A 21,774-nucleotide genomic window follows, 5' to 3' on the forward strand; every position below is an offset into this window, starting at 1 on the left:
GATCCCGACCACGCCCACCGAAGGCCGGCCATCCGCTGCCGATCCGGAGCATCGAACCGATCGAGACGCCCCTGTCGGCAGTCGTACGCACTGTGATTCGCGCGGCGGCATGCTCACCGATGCGCGTCCCCTCCGGGCACACAGCATACGATCGGGGCGTGACCCAGGTGACCGACCAGCGCGCGACCGCACCAGGGGCCGTGCCCTCCTGGTCGAGCCCCGCGCCTCTGCGGCCGTCGCCCGATTTCGGGCCGCTCGACACCGTGCGCGGCTGGGCGGTCACCGTGTTCCTGACCGCGATCGCGGCGGTGACCCGGTTCACCAACCTGGATTACCCGACCGACGCGCACACTCCGGTCTTCGACGAGAAGCACTACGCCCCGCAGGGCTGGCAGATGCTCACCGGCGGCTGGGTCGAGGACAATCCCGGCTACGGGCTGGTGGTGCACCCCCCGGTCGGCAAACAGCTGATCGCGATCGGCGAGTGGATGTTCGGCTACAACGGCTGGGGCTGGCGCTTCACTGCCGCGCTCGCGGGCACCCTGCTGGTTCTGCTGGTCATCCGCATCACGCGGCGGATGACACGATCCACACTGATCGGTGCGATCGCGGGCATCCTGCTGATCGCGGACGGGGTCACCTTCGTCTCCTCGCGCATCGGCATGCTCGACATCTTCATGGCGTTTTTCATCACCGCTGCCTTCGGCTGTCTCATCGTCGACCGCGACGAAGTCAGAGCGCGGATCGCGCGCGTCGACGCCGAGGGCCGCATCGACGCGAGTCCATGGGGTCCGCGCCTCGGGGTGCGCTGGTGGCGATTCGGCGCGGGGGTGATGCTCGGGCTCGCCTGCGGAACCAAGTGGTCCGGCATCTATTTCGTGGTTGCCTTCGGCCTGCTCAGTGTCTGCTTCGACCTGACAGCGCGGCGGGCATACGGTGTGCGCCGCCCCTGGTTCGGCACTGCGCTCCGGGATGTCGGGCCCGCGCTGTACGCGCTGGTGCTCATCCCGCTCGGCCTCTATTTCGCCTCCTACTGGGCCTGGTTCGCCGGCGAGGACGGCGTGTACCGGTATGCGGTCGGCAATCAGGTCGGACGCGGCGGGGCCTTTTCGTGGCTGCCCGATGCGCTGCGCTCGCTGTGGTTCTACAGCGGGGAGACCCTCCGTTTCCACGACGGCCTCACCAACTCGGCTGGTAACCATCACCCCTGGGAGTCCAAGCCGTGGACCTGGCCGATGGGGTTGCGGCCGATGCTCTATTACTACGCCGACAACGGTGTCACCGGCTGCGGCCAAACCCCGTGTGTGAAGGCCGTGATGCTGATCGGCACGCCCGCCATCTGGTGGATCGCGTTCCCGATGCTCGCCTGGGCACTGTGGCGCACGATGGTGCGCCGCGACTGGCGCTACGCCGCGGTGCTCGTCGGCTACGGCGCCGCCCTGCTGCCCTGGTTCTTCACCCTCGATCGGCAGATGTACTACTTCTACGCCGTCGCCCTCGCCCCGTTCCTGGTGATGGGCGTGGCGCTGGTGCTCGGCGACATCCTCGGTCCCGCACGCAGCAGTCCGTTCCGCCGCAGTCCCGCGGGCACCTTCCTGCCCGCGACACCCAACGAGCGGCATAGTCTCGGCCTGTTGGCGGTCTGTATCTACCTCGGCTTGGTCATCGCCAACTTTGTCTGGCTCTGGCCGATCCTCACCGGCATGGCGATCACACCCGGCAACTGGCACGCTCATCTCTGGCTGCCAAGCTGGCGTTAGGGCTGCACTCGGCCGACCGCGGACCTAACTTTCCAGCGCGGATGTCACGTAGCGCAGGGCAGTGTCGTTGTCCAGACCGAGTCGGCGAATCGCGTTGACGTAATCGGTGGCGGCCCGACCCGCCGCATCCTTGGTCGGATCACCGGAGGAGGCGATGAACGAGCCTTGCCTGCCCCGGGTTTCGACGACACCGTCGGCCTCGAGTTCGCGATAGGCGCGAGCGACGGTGTTCGGCGCGAGACCGAGTTCCGCCGCCAGTGCACGAACCGTCGGTATCTTCGTGCCCGCGGTCAGCTCGCCCGACCGCACGTGCGCGATGATGCCCATCCGCAGCTGCTCGTAGGGCGGCGCGGGCGAATCATGGGTGATGGTGATGTTGAACATGTCTCGCTCACACGTCATCTCGGGACAGTGGACAGGATAAGCAGCGTGGGCCGCCGCGCCCGGAACCCAGTTCGGAACCGGGGATTCGGAGCACCTCGATGCCCGCGGCGGTCAGCCGGGAGTTGGTCATCTCATTGCGTTCGTAGGCGACGACCACGCCTGGGGCGAGCGCCAGGGTGTTGTTGCCGTCGTCCCACTGCTCACGCTCGGCGGTGACGCCGTCGAGCCCGGTGTCGATGACCCGCATCTTGCCGATGCCCATCGCCTCGGCGGCCGCGGGCAGGAACGGGTCGGGACCGCGCATGCTCACCCCACCGCCGTCCCGGACGCCGTAGTCGTCTTCACGGTGAATCGTGAACGCGCACAGCGAGTCCCGCACGGCGGGGTACATCACGATGGCGTCGGTGTCGACCATCGTGCACACCGTGTCCAGATGCATGGTCGCGCGATTCTGCGCGATCGGTACCACCAGCACGGTGTGCGCGAGACCGTCGTCGAACAGACTGCGCGCCAATGCTTCCGCCCCGGCGGGTGAGGTCCGCTCGCCGACGCCGACCGCTACGACACCAGGTCCGAGCAGCAGCACATCGCCGCCCTCGATGGGCGCGGTGTGCGATTCGTAGGCGCGGCGCACCCCGAGGAAGCGGGGATGGAAGGCGTAGATGAGGTCGGTGAGCGAGGTCTCGCGCATCCGGGCGGGCAGGGCGAGCGCGGTGATGGCCACGCGCGGCCCGACCCAGAACGAGGAGTCCCTGGTGAACAGCAGATTCGGTAGCGGATCGATGACGAAATCGCCGCCGTGGTGCATCCGGCGCACCAGCGAGGGCGTGTTGGGGCCGAACGGCAGTTCATCGAAGGTCATGCCTGCCATCAGAATGTCGGCCAGCTCGCGCGCGGGCACGCCGCGCAGGTAGGCGGCCAGTTCGTCGGCGAGCCCGTGCCCGAGCCTGCGCGCATCCACGGCCCCCGAGATGCCCTGGATTCGGGCGGCGCCGCTGACGTCGAGGGTGTCGGCGAGCAGGTCGGCGAGCAGCAGCACCTCGACGCCGCGCTCGCGCAGCACACCGGAGAAGGTGTCGTGTTCCTGCTGGGCCCGCTCCACCCACGGGATGCCGTCGAAGAGCAGTTGATCGTTGTTGCGCGGGGTCAGCCTGCGCAATTCGTCACCGGGCCGGTGCAGCAGCACCGTGCGCAGTGTGCCGACTTCGGACGTGACGGCGAGGCGTCTGCCGGGGTCGCCGGCGCCCCCGCGCTCGTTCCCGTCCGGCTCGCCTGCGTGCCCACCCTGCACAGCCTCTGCTCCCATGATCCGACCGTAGTTCGCCGAGGGCTCGAGGGGATGCAAATGGGGTGTGTCCGATTCCTACCCCAGCACACCCTAACCTGAAGTATTGTTTAGGTGAATGGAGGAGTGTTGATGTCGACAACCGATTGGCGAGCAAAGGAACTGACCCCCGGGCAGCTGTCCGAGCGTAGCGGAGTAGCGGTGTCCGCGTTGCACTTCTATGAACGCGAGGGTCTCATCTCGAGCCGTCGTACCAGCGGAAATCAGCGCAGGTACGCGCGCGAGACGCTGCGACGCGTCGCCTTCATCCGTATTTCGCAGCGCGTCGGCATCCCGCTCAGCGACATCCGCGCCGCGCTGGACAAACTACCGGAAGGCCGCACCCCCACCCGGCGTGACTGGGAGACCCTGTCCACCACCTGGCGGACCGACCTCGACGACCGCATCACCCAGCTGACCCGGCTGCGCGACAACCTCACCGGCTGCATCGGCTGCGGGTGCCTGTCGCTCGGCAGCTGCAGGCTGGTCAACGAACACGATCGGCTCGGCGAGCAGGGACCTGGTGCCAGAGTGCTCGACGTGCAGCTCAACTGCCCGTCGAAGCCAGCAGCCTGCTGAAGCGAGCGCTGACCCTGCGGATGACGAATTCGTAGGGGTAGGCGAATTTCCGCGACCACCAATACCCGAACCGGATATCGAACGAGGTGTAGACCAGGAACCTGTTGCGTTCGATGCCGCGAAGGATCTGCGACGCAACATGTTCCGACTCCACCGCATGCTTGGTGAACGCACCGGCCAGCCGGCGCACCCGCGGGTCGTCCTTGTCGATGCCGACCAGATCGAAGGACTGCACCAGCGGCGTGTTCACCGCGCCGGGCACCACCAGATGCACCGAAATGCCGTGGCGCTCCAGATCGAATCGCAACACCTCGGAGACGCCGCGGATGCCGTACTTGCCCGCGCTGTAGGCGGCATGCCACGGCAGCGCGAGCAGACCCGCCGCCGAGGACACGTTCACCAGCGCCCCGCCCCGCCCCGCCCGCACCATCGGCGGCACGAAGTTCTCGATCACGTGGATCGGGCCCATCAGGTTGACGTCCACCATCTTTCGCCAATGCTGGTGTTCGAGGTTCTCGACGGTGCCCCAGGTCGAGGTGCCGGCAATGTTCATCACGACATCGAGGGTGCCGAACTCCGCGTGCACATCCTTCGCGAACTCGCTGACCGCGTCGTAGTCGGTGATGTCCAACGCCCGTGCCAGGAGCACGACGCCGCCTGCCGCCCCGATGGCCGACACCGTCTCCTCGAGTCCTTCGGCATTGATATCCGTCAGCACCACCTCGGCGCCGTCCGCCGCGGCAGCGAGCGCACTCGCCCTGCCTATGCCGCTGGCGGCGCCCGTCACCAACACCTTGGCGCCCTGCATCGTCCTACGGCCTGCGCGTCCGCGACCAACCATTCGCACCGGTGAACCCCATCTCCCATAGCCCCGAATCAGTCCTCGCAGGGTACTGTGCGCCGCCGATCGGTCCGCAGGATCATCGGTAATTCGCGCCGCCGGCGAAGGCGATCATCGGCCGAGAACTGCGAGCATGCCCGCGACCGCCCGCGGCCAGGTGAATTGCTCGGCCCGGCTGCGCGCGGCCTTCCTGCGCCCCGCGGTCGGCAGTGCCAGCACATCGGTGACCGCTCGGGCGAAATCCGAGGGATGATCGGCGGCCACCGCACCACACTCCGCGGTGACGATATCGGCCAGCGCGGACGATCGGCTGGCGACGACCGGCGTCCCGGCCGCGAGCGCCTCCAACGCGGCGAGGCCGAAAGTCTCGTGCGGGCCGGGCGCCAGCGAAACGTCCGCGGTGGCCAGCAGTTTCGCGACCATCGACCGATCCGAGATGAACCCGGTGAAATGCACCGCCGGTAACCCGCCCGGCAGCACCGGCAGCGCCTTGGCGCGGCGCTCCAGCGCCTCGCGCCGCGGGCCCTCGCCCGCGACGACCAGCCGCACCTCCAGGCCTGCCTTCCGCAGCGCGCCCACCGCCTCGATGCTGCGGTCGACCCGCTTCTCCACCGAGAGCCTGCCGCAGTGCACCAGCAGCGGATGCCCCGGCACGCCGAGATCGGCCCGCAGCGCGTGATCGCGCCGACGCGGACTGAACAGCTCCAGATCGACACCGAGCGGTACCAGTTCGACATTCGACGCACCGACGCGCAGAAACTCCGCGCGCGCGAACTCCGTGGTGCACACCACGATGTCGTACTCCGCGGCGGTCCGCCGGTTGGCCACGTCGGCACAGCGGCGGGCAGCGGGCCCCGGCATGACCTGGCCGAGCAGCCGATCCAGCCGTTCGTGCGAGATCATCACGCTCGCCACCTCGCGCCGCCGCGCCCATCGACCGAATCCGCGCAACGTCAGCCGATCGGACACCTCCAGCACGTCCGGACCTAAGCCGGCCAGCACGTCGGCCACCCGCCGCGGATCTGCCGCCCGGTAGCCGCCGGTCCATGGAATGCCCAAGGCGGGCAAGGTAATCCGCACCGCACCGGTCGGCAGTAGTTCTTCGGCGCGGCGCGGCCCCGGCACGATCAGCACCACCTCGTGTCCCGCTGCCACGTAGCCCTCACCGAGGTGATGCAGTGCGGTGCGCAGCCCACCGGACCGCGGGCCGTAGAAGTTCGCCAGCTGCACGATGCGCACTCCGCCGATCGTGCAGCGGATCGGGACCGGTGCGCCCAACGGCGCATGAACAGCCGTGAAAGAACCGCATAACGGCACAGCCGGACGGATTCCGTCGCCAGTCGCGCCGCGCCGAGCGAAGTCGACCCAGTCGCCGTTGCACCAGACCGAGCGAAGGCAAGGCAGCCGCTTACGGCACTGCCGGACCGAGTCCATCGCTAGTCGCGCCGCGCCGAGCGAAGCCGACCCAGTCGCCATTGCACCAGACCGAGCGAAGGCAAGGCAGCCGCTTACGGCATTGCCGGGCTGAGTCCGTCGAAAGTCGCGCTGGCCGAGCGAAGGCGACGCGGCCGCCATTGCGCCGGGCCGAGTGAAGGCGGGCAGCCGCAGGACCAGCTGAAGCGCAGTGGGTCAGTACTTCGCAGTGCCGCGGCCCGCACGCGGCAGATCGAGGTCCAAGGGGATTCGGCCCATCGCGAGATGTGGCTCGACCTCGTCTGCGGGCATCGGCCGGGCGATCAGAAAGCCTTGCGCCCGATAGCAACCCAAACCGACCAGGGTGCGCGCCGCCACCGGCGTCTCCACGCCCTCCCCGACGACACCGAGGCCGAAGGATCCGGCCAGGCCGATGATGGACTTCACGATCGCGAGGTCGTCGGTGCTCGCGCCGAGGCGCTGCACGAAGCCGCGGTCGATCTTCACCGCGTCGACCGGCAGCGCCTTGAGGTGCGACAAGGAGCTGTAGCCGGTGCCGAAGTCGTCGATGGCGATCTGTACGCCCATCCGCTTGAGTCCACGCAGTGTGACCTGTGTGCGGGCCAGATCCTGTACCACCACATGCTCGGTGATCTCCAGGCACACCGAACTGCCGTCGATGCCGAACAGCCGCAGGATGTCCTCGATGCGCTCCACGAAGTCGAGGCTGACCAGCTGAACCGGCGACACATTGATCCGCATCACCATATTCGCGGCCAGGCCACGCCGCCGCCATTCCGCGAACTGGGCGCACGCCGACCTGATCACCCAGCGGCCGAGTTCGCCCGCCAGATTGGTTGCCTCCGCGACACTGACGAACGCACCGGGCGGCAACAGGCCCCGCGTCGGGTGCAGCCAGCGAACCAAAGCCTCCAATGCGACGATCCGTCCGGTGCGCAGGTCGACCTCGGGCTGATAATGCAGCAGCAACGAGCCGTCGGACACCGCGCCGCGCAGGTTGAGTTCGACATCGTCCTGCAGTTCGAACTGAGCGCGCATGGCATCGGTGAACACCGCGACGCCATTGCCGCCACCCGACTTGGCCGACAGCAGCGCATGATCGGCCCGGCGCAGGACATCGGCGACCGTGGTCTGCCCCGGGATGCCCACCGCGACACCGACACTCGCACCGCGGCTGACCGACTCGCCGCCGACGGTGACCCGCCGCCCGATGAGCTGCTGGATTCTGGTCGCCTCCAGCTCGGCCGCCACCGCGTCCATCGGTTTGGCGGGCACGATCACGAACTCGTCGCCGCCGAGCCGGGCGATCATGTCGTTCGAGTCGAGGTTCTCACGCAGTCGCGAGGACAGCGTGCGGATGAAATTGTCGCCGGCCGTGTGGCCGAGGAAATCGTTGAGCGCCTTGAGTCGATCGAGGTCGAGGAAGAACGCGGCCACCGGGCCGGGACTGCCCGCGTGTAATCGTTCCTCCATGTGCTCGAGCAGCGCACGGCGGTTGGCAAGTCCGGTGAGATCGTCGTGCAGTGCGATGTAGCGCAGCCGCTCCTCGGCGACCACTCGCGCCTGCAGCTGCGCGAACAGCGCGGCAATCGCCTTGAGCACGTTGAGTTCTCTGGTGCTCCAGTCCCGATCGCCCTGTTTGATGAAGCCGAGCACACCGGTCGATTCACCACGCGAAAGCAGCGGGACGGCGGCCATGGCGACCTCCGGGATCCCCGAGGAACGACGGATCGTCTCTTGATAGTCGGCGGATTCCACGGTCGGCCGCACCACGATCGGCTCGGTGGCGTGTTCGAGCTCGCGGAACACCGAATCCGCGCTCTCGAAGTACACGACCTTCAGCGGATCGGGATCCGGGATGTCACCGCGATGCGGCCACTCCGCGATGAGCACGGTGGCTCTTCGCTCGCGATCGGTGTGTCGCAAATAGCTGAAATCGACGTCGAAGTGCTCGACCAATCTGGCCAGCACCCGCTCACTCGCCGCCACCATCGTCGTGGCGTCGACGCCCATCAACTCGGAGGCGACCTGGGTCACCAATGAGTCGAGCGTTCGCCGAGGCACCTTGTCTCCGATCGTGCTAGCTGCGGTTGCCCGCGCCCGGCACTGGAAGCCGCCTGCTGCGGACCGAGGCTGGCGCCGCATAGCTCAGGCGAAGCACCAATGCCATGATCTCATGCCCAGGCACTCCCAGCAGGTCCAGGAAACGGCCCTGAAGTGACGCTAGTGTATCCGCGAAATCCGTGGAAATCGCGATCAGCTCGTCGGGGTGCCGTGCATACAGGAACACCGGAGAGACCGGTTGCACCGCGAGTCCACGCCGTTGCGCCTCGAGCCAGACGCGCTGCATTCCCGCACCTGCACGGGCATAGTCGGTCAGTCCAGGCCCCGAGGCCCCCTTATGGTGGGTGAACGTCACCGCGACGACCGCCGAACTCGACAGCACCCGATCCGCGGTGTGCTCGCCGAGCGCGGCGCCGCCGGACCATTCGCGTAATCGGTCCATCACATCCGCGCGGCGCCCGATCTCGAGCTTCGCGTACTCGTCGGCGGCCAACTCCATACCGCAGACGTCGATTCCGGTGAGCAGATCGTCGCCGGGCCACCGCAGCTCGGCGAACATCTCCTGATGCAGCCGTGGCGTCAGATAGCGGATTCGATCCGATTCGCCGAGCAATTCGGCCGCCGTCGCGAGGTCGGCCCGGTCGGTGATGCTGTGCAGCGTCACGCCCTCGGTAGCGGCGGCCGCGGCGAGGCCGGCGAGCACACCGCCGGTCAACGGCGCACCCGTGCCGAGACGCCGGTTGGTCTCGCGGGCCAGTGCGGCCTGATAGTCGCGGGCCAGCAACGCATCGGTGGCCGTACCGAGACGCAGCACCGCGGTCAGCGCCGTGGGTTCGCTTTCGAGGAATTCGTGTTCGCCGAGCATGCCGTGTACGGCCGCCGCGGCGCGCGCATTGTGCAGCGCGGCACCGATCGCCACCGCGCTGCCCCGATAGCCGATATCGAGGGCCGAGGAGCGCGGGCGGGCGAGATCTATCCGCAGGTCGGGCCCATCGATCCGCAGCGACCACGGCTGGGTGTTACCGCCGGAGGGTGCGCGCTGGGCACATTCGAGCACGCTCAGCAGCGCGGTCCCCGCCGGTGCCGGTTTGCCCGCGACCGCTTGCGGCTCGCACACCAGCTCACCCACCGGCTCCGGCTCGGCCAACGCGTCGAGACCACGCTCCAGATCGATGCGCGTGCGCCCGGACGAAAGTTTCTGTCCGAGCCCGAGTCTGCGCACCGCCGCCGCCACGATGGCCGCGCCGAGCTGTACATCGCTGCCGAGCTGCGGCCATGTGGTGACCGATTCGTCGATCTCCACCAGACTGGCGGCCATCCGCGCCGACAGCTCTTTCGGATCGAGGATCCGCATGACGTGGGGTGCCTTGTCCCTGGTGGACAGCCCGCGCAGGTCGGCGCCCTCGGTGGTGCCGAGCAGTCCGTGGAACGGCGGGCGGCCCGGCTCCAGGTCGTATCGTTCGACATCGAGCAGGCCACGATCGCTGGTGTCCATCAGCAGCGGGATGCGATGCCTGCGCGCGCCCTCACGGACGGCGAACTTGATGTCGAGCGAATCGCATTCCTCGATCACGATCGACAGTCCCGTCAGGAATTCGTCGACGGAGTCTTCGTCGATGCCCGCGGTGCGCACCTCGACCGGCAGATAGGGATCGAGCTCGGCGATCCGGCGCGCGGTCACGATCGACTTGTTCACCCCGATATCGAAGATGCCGCCCGGCACCCGGTTCAGGTTGGACAGCTCGATGTCGTCGAAATCGGCAAGACGCAGCAGGCCACAGGTGCCCTCCATGGCCAGGGTGTAGGCAACCGCATGGCCGACGCTCTGCCCGACGACGCCGATTGTCAAGCCCGCCAGGCGTTTCTGCTCGTCCCTGGTGAGCTTGTTGCGATTGCGGTCCAGCCGGATCGCCCGGTAGGTGCGCTCGCCGGGCAGTCCGACCAGGGTGCGCCGCCACGGGTAGTAGACCCACCGGTCCGGATCCGGATCGTCGAGGGCGGGCCGTGACCGCACCTTGGCCAGCTCGCCATGCAGCACATCCCGCAGGTCGATGATGCGGACCTGGGGTGACTTTCGCAGCTGTAGGAGGATCGGGGCGTCGTCCGGGGCGTTTTCATCGAGAATCAGCGGCCTGTAGTCCGCGACCGGGCCGGGGTCACCGTTCATACCTGCGCCCGTCCTCCGATCCATGGTCACCCGCACGGTGCCCACCGTGCGGCTGTGCATGCCAGGCTTCGAGCGCGGCCTGCTCGAGCGCTATCAATGAAGTCTGCAATTTTGTGGCAAATGACCGATATGTCTGGGTGTCCCACCACACGGGGACCGTGTGATAACGGTCGTCCGGATAGGGGACAGACGGTATCCGATCGGCCACTCGCCCACCACTCGAGCGATAAAGTTCCAGGCTGTGCGAGGCGGTGGTGACGAAGCCGAATCGCGCATCGAGCAGCCAGGTCGCATGCACAACACAGCGGGACAGCGCGGCGGTAAGCGCAGACCGGCGCGGCGCGTTCCGCGCCACCCACACTGCTTTGACCTCGACGACACCCTCCGGTATCCGCTCGGCAATCATCGTGCGCAGTGCGTCCGCACCGGGTCGCCCGGCCCAGGCGCCGAGCGCGTGCACGTCCTCGACCGCCGAGTAGGGCCCCTGCGCCCGCAGGCCCGCGACAACCTCGCCGAAAGGATCCACGGCGGTGCAGAACAATGTTGTCGTACAACCGTTTTCGACTTTGTCGTATTCCAGCGCGTGATCGACATCGTAATGCCGGTAAACCTGCAGCGCACCGCGCAAGTATCGACGCCAGAGCTCGGGATGCGCCTCCGGAGTGGTGACGTGAAAGACATATCCGGAATGCATATCCCGAAAGCGCAACACCTCGGCATCGCGTGTGCCCCCTGGGCCGACTGCGATTGCTTCGACAGTCATGGTGTTCCCTACTCCGTAGCCACCGCGCCCACGCGCGGTCAATCGAGCCGGTCCAGCTCTCACACCCGACAGCCCGCCGGTCGGGTGAGATTGCCTAGGGAAGTATCCGTCATCCGAAAGGAATTGACCAGACGACCGGTTAATCTTCCGAAAACTAATTTCGGCCCCCGAAATCACCGCAGGTCAGGCCGCACCTTTCGAACAAGGAACGGAACGTGGAGACCAGTTGGTACCGAGGTAGCTACCATTCAGCAACTAGACCAGGATCGAGATGAACAACTCCACAGACTCCGGTCCGTGCCAGATCTCGACCTCTTCGCGGTAGGCGCGAGTGATCTCCGCCGAGGCAGTCGCATCGTCGACCTGCGCCCACACGTCCTCGACCGGATCGTGGTAGTCGCCATTCGGCACGAAGCGCGCGTAGACGCCCTTCGGCACCTTGACCAGCACATCACCGACCGGAACCACGTCGGGTGCCGGATATTCGAAGCAGACGACAGCGTTGAAGTTCCCCGCGGGATCCGGCACGTACACGGTGTACATCGGGTGATCGGACCGCTGCTGCTCGCCGGCGCGGTCACGCAGCCGGTCCTTGAGGAACTCGATCAGATCGCTATTGCTCACCTTGAAGCTCGGCCGCACCCGCGGCACCACCAGGCCTGCGTAGATCGCCTCACCACGCACGACAATCGCATAGGTCATCGGGCATCTACCGCCAGGTAGAGGTCGATCTTGTAGGCGTGCGGGTAACACTCGAAGTCCCCGGTATAGGTGCGTTTGATGTAGTTGTGCTCCTCGGCATAGGCGATTTGCGTCCACAGATCGGTCATCACCTGCGGGAAGTTACCGACCGAGGAGAACCGGGCATAGGTGCCGCGCGGCAGCCGCGCGACCAAGTGACCGCGGGTGACGTCGTCGAACGACGCGCATTCGTAGCCGACGATCTGGGTGTTGTACGTGCCGAGCTCACCGGTGTAATCGGTGTACGCGCTGGCCAACGGGCCACCGAGCTCCTGATGTAGCACCGCGGCCCAGGCCGCCTCCAGATCGTGATCACGCAGTTCCCCGAGCGCACGTTTCGGGCTGCGCACTGGCAGCCCGGCAACCCACGTTTCGTCTCGCTCGACGATTTCAAACTGCATGGAAAGACTCTTTCGAGGTGAATCCGGGGGCGATGCCCGCATCCGGTCGGCCAGAAAGGCCATGCTATCAACCCGACCCTCGTGGTCACGATCACACGTCCGGGTCGTTATCCGCAGCTCACGGCCGTACCGACCTGGACACACGTCCTGGATGCAAACCTCTGGTTACTAGAGCCGACCCGCCACTGATTGTGATTGGGTTTCCTTGTGTGCCACACCATCGCCGAGTTGGACACCGTCGTCGCGGACTGCCGCGCCTGCCCGCGGCTTGTCGCCTGGCGCGAACGGGTAGCGAGGGAGAAACGCGCCGCCTTTCGCGAGGAAACCTATTGGGGCCGCCCCGTCCCCGGATTCGGCCCGCCCGACGCCCGGCTGCTGATCGTCGGCCTCGCCCCCGCCGCCCACGGCGGCAACCGGACCGGGCGCATGTTCACCGGCGACCGCAGCGGCGACGTCTTATTCGCCGCTCTGCACGCAGTCGGCCTGGCCAACCAGCCCACTTCCATCCGACGCGACGACGGCCTGCGGCTGACCGGAGTCCGCCTCACCGCGCCCGTGCACTGCGCACCACCGGACAACAAGCCGACGCCGGACGAACGCGACCGGTGCAGTCACTGGCTGCGCACCGAATTGGCACTGCTCGCGCCGACGGTCCGGGCGATCGTCGTGCTCGGAGCGTTCGGCTGGCAGGCGCTGCTGCCCGTGCTCGCCGAGGCCGGGTGGATCGTTCCTCGGCCACGCCCCAAATTCGGCCACAACGCCCGCATCACGCTGGCACCATCCGACGACACTCGCGAACCGTTGCAGCTCTTCGGCTGCTACCACGTCAGCCAGCAGAACACCTTCACAGGACGACTCACTCCCCCCATGCTCGAAGCAGTCCTCGCCGATGCCGCAACCGCGGCCGGCCTGCCTACAGCTGCGCGGCATTGATCGCGTCTCCTCCTACCGAGCCGAATGGCGGTCGTCCAGTGCCGCGACACACCCCGACGGCCGACCGATGCCGGAGCCCACAGCGGGAAGTCGCTCAGGACAACGGATTGCGCAACGTCGACCGAAGCGACAACCGGTGCACGTCGCTGGGCGGATTCACTTGCCTGCGTTGCCGAATGGGCAAGCCGAACAGCATGCGCGCCGACAGCAATGCCAGCCGCAGGTGCCCGGACACGGCCCGCTTGGAGAACGCCACCGACCACACCGTCTCGACAGCGTTCGGGGCAAGGGCGCGATTGCCGAACCGATCCGACAGCCAATCGATGATCACTGGCGCCCCGATGAACTGCAACGGGAGGTGGGTGCTGAGTCGGTCGCGCAGATACCGAACATGCACGCCTGCGGCAACATACCGGTCGACGTGCGCATCGACGTCGGCTACCGCGATGACCTCGTCGTACACCCCTTGCAGTACCAGCAAGGGCATCGCGGGCGCGCGATCGCCGGGCCGGATGTCGGCCAGGATGCGTTGCAGCTCCGGCGCGTCCAGCAGACCGGCCAGACCGCCGGTGCAATGGTCATCGAGATTGCGGCGCGCGAAGCGGTACAGCAGCGGGAATGTCGTCGTCGACTCGGCGGCCGCCATGAGCCGGAGATAGTCGGCATCCAGCCGGGAGCGCAGCAGCCGGTCCAACTCCGGGTAGGCCCGACACAGTCCGGCGGTGAAGACCGCGGCAAACCCGGCGAAGAGTCCGCCGTTCATGCGGACGAACGCCGCCGCGGGATCACCGACCGGCGAACCGGCCACCGCGCCGACGATATCGAGCTCCGGTGCGTACTCGCCCGCCAGCTCCGCCGCCCATGCCGTGGCAAGGCCGCCACCCGAATAACCCCACAGCGCAACCGGAGTCGAGGTGCCGAGGCCGAGCGGTTCGAAGGCGAGCGCGGCCCGAATCCCGTCCAGCGCCCGGTACCCGGGCTCGCGGGCGGCACCGAACTGGCCACCGGTCCCCTCGTGGTCGGGCACCGACACCGCCCAGCCGCTGGCCAATGCGCCCGCGATGAGCGGAAGCTCGAGCTGTGGAATGGCACCGGCGGCCCGCGCCCCGCGCCGGAATGCATACGACGGCAGACATTTCGAGGCGACGGCATCGATCGCGCACTGGAAGGAGACCAGCGGGCGAGCTGCCGTAGGGTCCGCACCCCACGGCAGCAGTACCGTCGTCACTGCCACCTCGGGTGTGTCATCCAGGTCGCAGGTCCGATACAGCAGCTGCCACGCCGAAATCTTCTGCGCCACTCGACCGAACAGCGCCAGCTCGACTTCTCGTGCGCGGACCACGGCGCCCGGCCGCAGCTGCCCGATCATTGCCGGCGGCAGGTAGAACGGATCCTCCTCCGGCAACAACGGCGCAGTGGCCGACGGCGTGTGATCGGCGTGGGTCGCGAACGCGGTCGGGTCGGCGGCGACACTCATCAGGGTTGATCCTTTCGAACGGCACGGCACAACATGTGCCGCGACAGCCGGCGCAGGTCGCCGATGAACGAGAGCGCCGCGCCGTCGATGCCGCCGGCTGCCCGTACTCGAGCCTACGAATGCCCGAGAAGGAAAAGAATTGTCAGCGGTCACAATTCGCGCGCCGGGGTTTCTCCTGTCCGTGCAGTGACAGCCTCGTCAGAGACCGCCGCCGCCGCCGAGCATCCAGGGGTTGAACGCGCACTCCAGATCGGGGTGCGCCGCGGGATCGAGTGCGTGCAGCGCAATGGACACCGAGCGGGGCGAATACATCATCGTGAGGTGATCGGACAGATCCTGTTCACACCCGGCCTGCAGCGTGAGGTTGTCCACCGTCGCGTCGGGCCCGGCCCGCAGAAACGTCCAGTCGTAGGGATTGGTGACCTCGTCATAGCGAGAACCGACCACGGTGTAGTCGACGCCGGGAACGGTGTCGCCGTGGGCATTCAAGCGGGTATAGAACGGTGAACCGAAAGCCTGCTGAATATTGGAATGCCCGACGATCGGCTCGTAGAAGCCGAGAATATTGACACCGAGATTATTGATCAGCCTGCCGAGCGTGGCGATACCCATGAGTGAGGTGCCGTGGTGCGTGGCGCCGTAGGTGACGAGTTTGCCCACTTTGCCCTGACCGCCGTCGAACTTCAGATACTGATTCGCCACGGTCCCACCCTGCGAATGCCCGACGATGTCGACCTGCGCCGCGCCCGTCGCCGCCACTATGCGATCGACGAAATCGCTCAGTTGCCGTGCCGAATCCTCCATCGGACCAACCCCATAGCGGCCGGGCAGGATCGGGCCGAGCCCGCCGCCCTCCAGGAGAGTGGAACGCCCGAAATTGAAGGCGAACACACAGAATCCGGCGCGCGCCAGGCGCGCAGACATATAGGAGAAGGTGTCGTAGGCGTTGAGCCAAGTGCCGTGCAACAGCACCACCGGCCGGGGATGCTCGGCCGACGGGGTGCAGTTCCAGCGATTCGCGCCCGGCGGCGCCGAATCGGGATGCAGTAATCCGTAACCGAATGCGGCCAGATACGCCGACATCTCGGGTCCCTCACCGAGGACATCGGTGGCCCGGCTCGTCGCCGATCCCGAACCGCTGCCGGTATCGACGATCGCCTGCGGCTGCCTGCCGTCCGCGGCCGGGGTGAGCCCGGCGCTGATGACCTCCGCGAGAGTCTGTTCCGTCGGCGCGGTCTGTCGGTCCGCGGTGGCCCCGCCGCCGCCGAGCGCCGTCGCGACGGTCATTGCCACGATCACTGCGGCACCGAAGACGGCCCGTCGAGCATTTTGCTTCATTGCAAACATTCCGTTCATTTCCCGTCCAGCATCTCCGCGTTCGGGCTGCGGAGCCCCGCCACCATGTGGCGACGGACCGCGATGCAACCATCGACGAGCGCGAAGACCTCACCGAACGGCGGTTCGAGCAACGGATCCCCATGACCACTTACTGTTTCCTGCGCCACATTCCGGCTTCGGTGTGACTGCGGCCATATTTGTTTCCGCTGCCCAAATCTATGGCCGGCACACCCCCAGCGTCACTGCGCTGCCGAGAGAAGAAACCGCACCGAAACTTGTTGTGTGTGACAAAGTTCCCGTCGATAGGACCGAAGGCTTGCTGCGGTTACTGTCGTTGGAAACAATCGGCTTATGTCCGTCGCTCTCTCACCGGCAAACAGCGAAGCCTCATTGGTCGTTCGGTTGCTGACCAGGTGGCCCCAGATCTCCGAGCGCATGCTCGCCGCTGGGCTGGGTGCGACCCCGCCCGCCGCCGATCTGCCCCCTGGGCATTTCACCGCCGAGGTGCTGCCCGCCATCTATGCCTGCGGCCGCGCGGTCCTGCAGGCCATCGGCGAACAGCGCACTTTCAGCAGGGCCGAGGTCGCGACCTTCGTCGCACCGGTGGTCGAGCGGCATGCGGAGGACCGATTCCCGCTCGCGGTGCTGATCGAGGCCATCCACGGGTCGGCACAATCCGTGCTTGCCGAGGCCGCGGCACTGGCGACACCCGCCGAGACGGCGGATCTTGTGGTCGTCGGCAGCCGCCTACTCGAGCTGCTGATGCACATCAACATCACCGTGGTCGAGACCTACTCCGAGGTCGAACAGTCGATCTACAACGCCGAGCGCGAGGCCCGTCGCGAATTGTGTTCGGCGCTGCTGCGTGGGCTGCCCGCCGAAGAGCTTGCGGCGCGGGCGGATACCGCGCTCACCGACGGCTACACCGTGCTGGCGATCCATATCCACCAGGACCATCGGCTGCCGCAGGACAGTCGCTCGAGCACTGTCGCGAATCTGCTGACCCGACGCCGGATCCGCGTCCTGCAACGCGCTTTGGACGGCCTCACCGGCACCACCGCGCTCGCCACCTTCGACGGCTCGAACGGCATCGCGTTGCTACCGAACGTCTCCGAGTCCGCCGAGCTCGATCACGAGCAATACCACCGGCTCGCCATCGGATTGGCCGCACAGTTCGGCACCGAAGTCACGGTGGCCGAATGCCCTTCGGTCGCACGCAAATCCGTCCCGCAGGCCGCGCACGAGGCCACCGAGATCGCGGAACTCGCCCGCCTGCTCGGCAGGCCGACCGGCGTCTATCGGCTCGACGATCTACTGCTCGAGTTCCAGCTCACCAGACCGGGACCGGCCCGCGCCAGGCTGGCCGAGCGCATTGCTCCGATCCTGCGCAGCCCGCATCTGCTGGAGGCACTGGACGCGCATCTGCGCCACGGCTCCGAACGCAAGGTCGCGGCAGCCGAAATCCACGTGCACCCCAACACTTTCACCTACCGACTGCGACGCATCACCGAGCTCACCGGTCTGGATCCCACCGATCCGAACGACTCCCGCGTGCTCGCGGCGGCCCAGACGATCCACCGTCTGTTCCCGGCAGCCGAAACCGGCAGCCACTGAGCCGGCGTCCCGCGCTCGGGCGGGGGCACCACCAGGCCGCTCAACAGTCGACGACCGCGACCGCGAGGCCGCCGAGCGAGGTCTCCTTGTATTTGTCCAGCATGTCCGCGCCCGTCGCGCGCATCGTCTGGATGACCTTGTCGAGCGACACGTGGTGCACGCCGTCACCGCGAATCGCCATGCGGGCCGCGGTGATCGCCTTGACCGCCGCGACACCGTTGCGTTCGATGCACGGAATCTGCACGAGTCCGCCGATCGGATCGCAGGTGAGACCGAGGTTGTGTTCGATGCCGATCTCGGCGGCATTCTCGATCTGTTCGGGTGTGCCGCCGAGCACGGCCGTGAGTCCGGCTGCCGCCATCGCGCAGGCCGCGCCGACCTCGCCCTGGCACCCGACCTCCGCGCCGGAGATCGAGGCGTTCTCCTTGATCAGCTGCCCGATCGCACCCGCGGTCAACAGGAAATCGATCACGCTGTCGTCGTTCGGACCGGTGACGAACTGCTGAACATAGTGCAGCACAGCGGGAATGATGCCCGCGGCGCCGTTCGTCGGCGCGGTGACGACCCGACCGCCCGCGGCATTCTCCTCGTTGACGGCCATGGCGTACAGCGTGACCCACTCCATCGCTCGTAGCGGGTCGGTGTCGTCGGCTTCGAGGGTCAATCGTTCGTGCAGCGCTGCCGCACGCCGTCGAACGGCGAGTGCGCCCGGCAGCACACCCGCCGTCGAGGTCCCCCGCTGGACGCAGTCCTGCATGACCTTCCAGATCTCGAGCAGGTCGGTCCGGATCCGATCCGGACTGCGCCAGGTCATTTCGTTGGCCAACATCAGCGCACTGATCGACAGCCCGGTAGCGGCGGTGCGGGCAAGCAGCTCCGCGGCCGAGGCGAACGGGTGCCCAACCGTGGTCCTAGTCTCGGCAGGCCGGTCGATCTCGGTTTCGTCCAGCACGAATCCGCCGCCGACGGAGTAGAAGCGACGCTCGACGAGCACCTGACCTTCGGCATCGATGGCGCGGAACATCATGCCGTTGCTGTGGAAGACCGGTCGGATTCGCCAGAGCAGTTCGATGTCCTCGTCGACGGCGAAGCCGATCGGATGCACCCCACCGAGCCGCAGCGTGCCGGTGTCGCGCGCCTCGGACGTGGTGGCGGCCACCACCTCCGGATCGACGGTCTCCGGCCGTTCGCCGGACAACCCGACGACAATCGCCTCGATGCTGCCGTGCCCGCGCCCGGTCGCGCCGAGCGATCCGTAGAGCTCAACCCGAACACCGGCCGTATTGTGCAGCTGACCATCGGTTTTGAGCTGCTCGATGAACCGGGCGGCCGCGCGCATCGGCCCGACCGTGTGCGAGCTCGACGGCCCGATGCCGACCCGGAACAGGTCGAAAATGCTGACCGTCATGCCCGCCCACGCAGACCGGGATACAGCGGGAACCGATCGACCAGCGCACCGACCCGCTCGCCCAACTCCTCGACCGGCTGCGCCGCGCGCAGCGCCGCGGCAATGATGTCGGCGACCTCGGTGAATGCCGCGGTGTCGAAGCCACGTGCGGCCAGCGCCGGGGTGCCGATCCGCAGACCGGAGCTCACCATCGGCGGTCGCGGGTCGAACGGAACAGCGTTGCGGTTCACGGTGATTCCGATCTCGGCGAGCCGATCCTCCGCCTGCTGGCCGTCGAGCTCGGAGTCGCGTAGGTCGACGAGCACCAGGTGCACGTCGGTACCGCCGCTGACCACGCTGATCCCCGCCGCCCGGCAGTCCGCAGCGAGCAGTCGCTCGGCGAGGATCCGCGCACCCGCGAGCGTGCGTTGCTGGCGATCACGGAACGCCGCTTCACCCGCCATTTTGAAGGCGACGGCCTTGGCCGCTATCACATGCTCCAGCGGCCCGCCCTGCTGTCCGGGGAAGACCGCCGAAGCCAGCTTCTTGCCCAATTCCTCGACGGCGAGGATGAATCCACCGCGTGGCCCGCCGAGGGTCTTATGAGTGGTGGAGGTGACGATGTGCGCGTGCGGCACGGGCGAAGGATGCAACCCCGCCGCGACCAGACCGGCGAAGTGCGCCATGTCCACCATCAGGTATGCGCCGACTTCGTCTGCGATGCGCCGGAATTCGGCGAAGTCGAGGTGCCGCGGATAGGCCGACCAGCCTGCCACGATCAGCTTCGGCCGATGCTGCTGTGCAAGCCGTCGCACCTCGTCCATATCGACGAGATGGTCCTCGGCCCGAACATGGTAGGCCGCAACGTCATAGAGCCGCCCGGAGAAATTGATCTTCATGCCATGGGTGAGGTGTCCACCATGATCCAGCGCAAGCCCGAGGATGCCGTCGCCGGGTCGCAATACCGCATGCATCGCCGCGGCGTTGGCCTGGGCTCCCGAGTGCGGCTGGACGTTGACGTATTCCGCGCCGAACAAGGCGCGCAACCGGTCGATCGCGAGTGATTCGATCTCATCGACATGCTCGCACCCGCCGTAATAGCGGCGGCCGGGATAGCCCTCGGCGTATTTGTTGGTGAGCACCGAACCCTGCGCCTGCATCACTGCCAGCGGCGCGTGGTTTTCGGAGGCGATCATTTCCAGACCGCGTTGCTGCCTGTCGATTTCGCGGTCGATAAAATGTGCGACGAGCGGGTCGAATTCGCGCAGCGACGCGTCGAGCTCGGTTCGGACGGCGGTGTTGCTGTTTCGAACGACCTGCAAGCGGTCGCCAGCGGTGACAGGTTCGGCCATGAGGAGCCTTTCGTCGACGCATGCGCGTAGGTGGCTCCTCCCGCTCTGTCCAATGGCCTGAGAGTTTCACGCACTGTGTTGGGACACTGCGCGTTTGCCCCGTCGGCGAGTGCGTGCGCACTGCTTTCCAGAGTTGCCTGTGCGCAGCGGTACTGGGCCTGAGAGATTCCCGGGAGGATTTGCTCCTTCGGCTCCCCACGAAAACCCGTGGAGATCTCCCGCTACGCGTCGAACGGCGATTATTCGATTGCACATCGAGCAACTAGTTTCGTAATACGCAACTGGTGCTCCATATGCAACTAAGTATTGGGCCGCCCCCACCCCTTGTCAACAGGAACACCGATACCGATCACCCCTCCTCACGATTCGCCCGCGTACGACGACCGCAGCAGGCACAGATCGCGAGAGAGGGTACGGATGTGGTCAGCCGAGGTACCCCAGGCGGCGGCTGATATCCGCGGCACTCGCGATGGTCAGCTCGGCGGCGCGAGCGAAACCGTCCGGAGCAAGGCGGTAGGCGGGACCCGAAACACTCAGTGCCGCAATGATTGCACCGTTGCTGTCGTAAACGGGCGCGGCGACGGCGTTCAGCCCGATCTCCAGTTCCTCGCGCACGCTTGCCCAGCCATTGTTCCTGACCTCGACGAGCTCGGCGGCCAGGTCGGCGACCTTGGTGAGGGTGTTGTCGGTGAACGCCTCGAGCTTGGCGCCGACCCGCTTACGCATCTCGCTCGGCTCGAGCCCCGCGAGCAGCACCTTGCCACTGGAGGTGGCGTGCGCCGGGCAGCTCTGCCCCACCCAGGACCGCAGCGCGATCGAGCCGGGTCCCATCGCCTCGACGATATTGATGATCCGATTGCCGTCCAGGACAGCGAGATTGGTCGTCTCACCCGAGGTGATCGCGAGCTCGTTGCACGCGCCCTGGCTCTGCCCGACGAGGTCGACCTGCGCACTGGTGGATCCGGCGAGCCGGACGATGGAGAAGCCGAGCCGATACTTGCCGCGCTCCGAGAGCTGTTCCACGTATCCACGCGATTCCAGCACGGCGACAAGGCGCGAGACGGTAGATTTGTGCACGCCGAGTTCCGCGGCGATCTCCGTGACGCCGGCCTGCCCCAGCTTGGCGATAATCTCCATGACCAGCAGCGCTCGGTCGACGGACTGCACCGCAGCCGTCCGCCCGTTGTCATCGCCGTCTCGAGTTGCCATCTCGAA

18 protein-coding genes and 1 riboswitch are annotated in these 21,774 nt (G+C 67.0%); of the genes, 4 read left to right on the forward strand and 14 right to left on the reverse strand.

All coding sequences use genetic code 11. From position 1 onward, the window contains the following. Positions 1–158 precede the first annotated feature (158 nt). Positions 159–1,760, forward strand: a complete 1,602-nt coding sequence (locus OHA42_RS37805; protein ID WP_406233144.1) for a dolichyl-phosphate-mannose--protein mannosyltransferase — start codon at positions 159–161, stop codon at positions 1,758–1,760. Positions 1,761–1,784: 24 nt separating this feature from the next. On the opposite strand, the gene OHA42_RS37810 is transcribed toward OHA42_RS37805, so the two are convergent. After that, positions 1,785–2,144 (reverse strand): GntR family transcriptional regulator, encoded by a 360-nt coding sequence (locus OHA42_RS37810; RefSeq protein WP_406239878.1) that lies wholly within the window; start codon positions 2,142–2,144, stop codon positions 1,785–1,787. Positions 2,145–2,151: 7 nt separating this feature from the next. Next, positions 2,152–3,450, reverse strand: coding sequence for an arginine deiminase (arcA, locus tag OHA42_RS37815; RefSeq protein ID WP_406233146.1), 1,299 nt, complete (start codon positions 3,448–3,450; stop codon positions 2,152–2,154). Positions 3,451–3,561: 111 nt separating this feature from the next. On the opposite strand from arcA, the gene soxR reads away from it, so the two are divergent. Further along, the gene (soxR, locus tag OHA42_RS37820) at positions 3,562–4,047 is read left to right on the forward strand and encodes a redox-sensitive transcriptional activator SoxR (protein WP_328406160.1); all 486 of its coding nucleotides are present in this window, start codon (positions 3,562–3,564) and stop codon (positions 4,045–4,047) included. On the opposite strand, the gene OHA42_RS37825 is transcribed toward soxR, so the two are convergent. The 7 genes from OHA42_RS37825 to OHA42_RS37855 all read right to left on the reverse strand — a co-directional run bounded on the left by OHA42_RS37825 (position 4,016) and on the right by OHA42_RS37855 (position 12,458). After that, positions 4,016–4,855 carry an SDR family oxidoreductase gene (locus OHA42_RS37825; protein WP_406233148.1) on the reverse strand — a complete coding sequence of 280 codons (840 nt, stop codon included), beginning with the start codon at positions 4,853–4,855 and terminating at the stop codon, positions 4,016–4,018. The two genes, soxR and OHA42_RS37825, sit on opposite strands and share 32 nt — an antisense overlap. A 144-nt stretch (positions 4,856–4,999) precedes the next feature. Beyond that, the gene (locus OHA42_RS37830) at positions 5,000–6,127 is read right to left on the reverse strand and encodes a glycosyltransferase (RefSeq protein ID WP_406233150.1); all 1,128 of its coding nucleotides are present in this window, start codon (positions 6,125–6,127) and stop codon (positions 5,000–5,002) included. A gap of 390 nt (positions 6,128–6,517) precedes the next feature. Then, positions 6,518–8,335, reverse strand: coding sequence for a putative bifunctional diguanylate cyclase/phosphodiesterase (locus OHA42_RS37835; protein WP_406239879.1), 1,818 nt, complete (start codon positions 8,333–8,335; stop codon positions 6,518–6,520). A 67-nt stretch (positions 8,336–8,402) separates the two neighbouring features. Then, positions 8,403–10,553, reverse strand: coding sequence for an Rv1355c family protein (locus OHA42_RS37840; RefSeq protein ID WP_406233152.1), 2,151 nt, complete (start codon positions 10,551–10,553; stop codon positions 8,403–8,405). Then, positions 10,543–11,316: a hypothetical protein gene (locus OHA42_RS37845; RefSeq protein ID WP_406233154.1), complete on the reverse strand. Its 774-nt coding sequence runs from the start codon at positions 11,314–11,316 to the stop codon at positions 10,543–10,545. Before OHA42_RS37845 ends, OHA42_RS37840 begins: the two co-directional genes overlap by 11 nt. 255 nt (positions 11,317–11,571) lie before the next feature. Next, the gene (locus OHA42_RS37850) at positions 11,572–12,018 is read right to left on the reverse strand and encodes an effector binding domain-containing protein (RefSeq protein WP_406233156.1); all 447 of its coding nucleotides are present in this window, start codon (positions 12,016–12,018) and stop codon (positions 11,572–11,574) included. Next, positions 12,015–12,458 (reverse strand): GyrI-like domain-containing protein, encoded by a 444-nt coding sequence (locus OHA42_RS37855; protein WP_379066227.1) that lies wholly within the window; start codon positions 12,456–12,458, stop codon positions 12,015–12,017. The genes OHA42_RS37850 and OHA42_RS37855 overlap by 4 nt, the downstream gene beginning before the upstream one ends. Before the next feature lie 195 nt (positions 12,459–12,653). Here OHA42_RS37855 and OHA42_RS37860 point away from each other — a divergent pair, with 195 nt between their 5' ends. Continuing rightward, entirely contained in the window at positions 12,654–13,391 is a 738-nt protein-coding gene (locus OHA42_RS37860; RefSeq protein ID WP_406233158.1) for a uracil-DNA glycosylase, read from the forward strand. A 94-nt stretch (positions 13,392–13,485) separates the two neighbouring features. On the opposite strand, the gene OHA42_RS37865 is transcribed toward OHA42_RS37860, so the two are convergent. Then, entirely contained in the window at positions 13,486–14,868 is a 1,383-nt protein-coding gene (locus OHA42_RS37865; protein ID WP_406233160.1) for a lipase family protein, read from the reverse strand. Between the two features lie 198 nt (positions 14,869–15,066). Further along, positions 15,067–16,206 (reverse strand): esterase/lipase family protein, encoded by a 1,140-nt coding sequence (locus OHA42_RS37870; RefSeq protein WP_406233161.1) that lies wholly within the window; start codon positions 16,204–16,206, stop codon positions 15,067–15,069. A 351-nt stretch (positions 16,207–16,557) separates the two neighbouring features. Between OHA42_RS37870 and OHA42_RS37875 the strand changes: the two genes are divergently transcribed. Then, positions 16,558–17,820, forward strand: coding sequence for a PucR family transcriptional regulator (locus OHA42_RS37875; RefSeq protein WP_406233163.1), 1,263 nt, complete (start codon positions 16,558–16,560; stop codon positions 17,818–17,820). Positions 17,821–17,860: 40 nt separating this feature from the next. Here OHA42_RS37875 and OHA42_RS37880 read toward each other — a convergent pair whose 3' ends face one another. The 3 genes from OHA42_RS37880 to OHA42_RS37890 form a co-directional block, all read right to left on the reverse strand. Continuing rightward, on the reverse strand, positions 17,861–19,228 hold the full coding sequence (locus tag OHA42_RS37880; protein ID WP_406233164.1) for an L-serine ammonia-lyase: 1,368 nt from the start codon (positions 19,226–19,228) through the stop codon (positions 17,861–17,863). Then, positions 19,225–20,559 carry a serine hydroxymethyltransferase gene (glyA, locus tag OHA42_RS37885; protein WP_406233166.1) on the reverse strand — a complete coding sequence of 445 codons (1,335 nt, stop codon included), beginning with the start codon at positions 20,557–20,559 and terminating at the stop codon, positions 19,225–19,227. Before glyA ends, OHA42_RS37880 begins: the two co-directional genes overlap by 4 nt. Before the next feature lie 35 nt (positions 20,560–20,594). Further along, positions 20,595–20,700, reverse strand: a riboswitch (glycine riboswitch). A 282-nt stretch (positions 20,701–20,982) separates the two neighbouring features. Continuing rightward, a complete protein-coding gene (locus OHA42_RS37890; protein WP_406233168.1) occupies positions 20,983–21,768 on the reverse strand; it encodes an IclR family transcriptional regulator in 786 nt (261 codons plus the stop codon). Between the last annotated feature and the right edge of the window lie 6 nt (positions 21,769–21,774).

Source organism: Nocardia sp. NBC_01009 (genome assembly GCF_045208035.1).
GTDB lineage: Bacteria > Actinomycetota > Actinomycetes > Mycobacteriales > Mycobacteriaceae > Nocardia.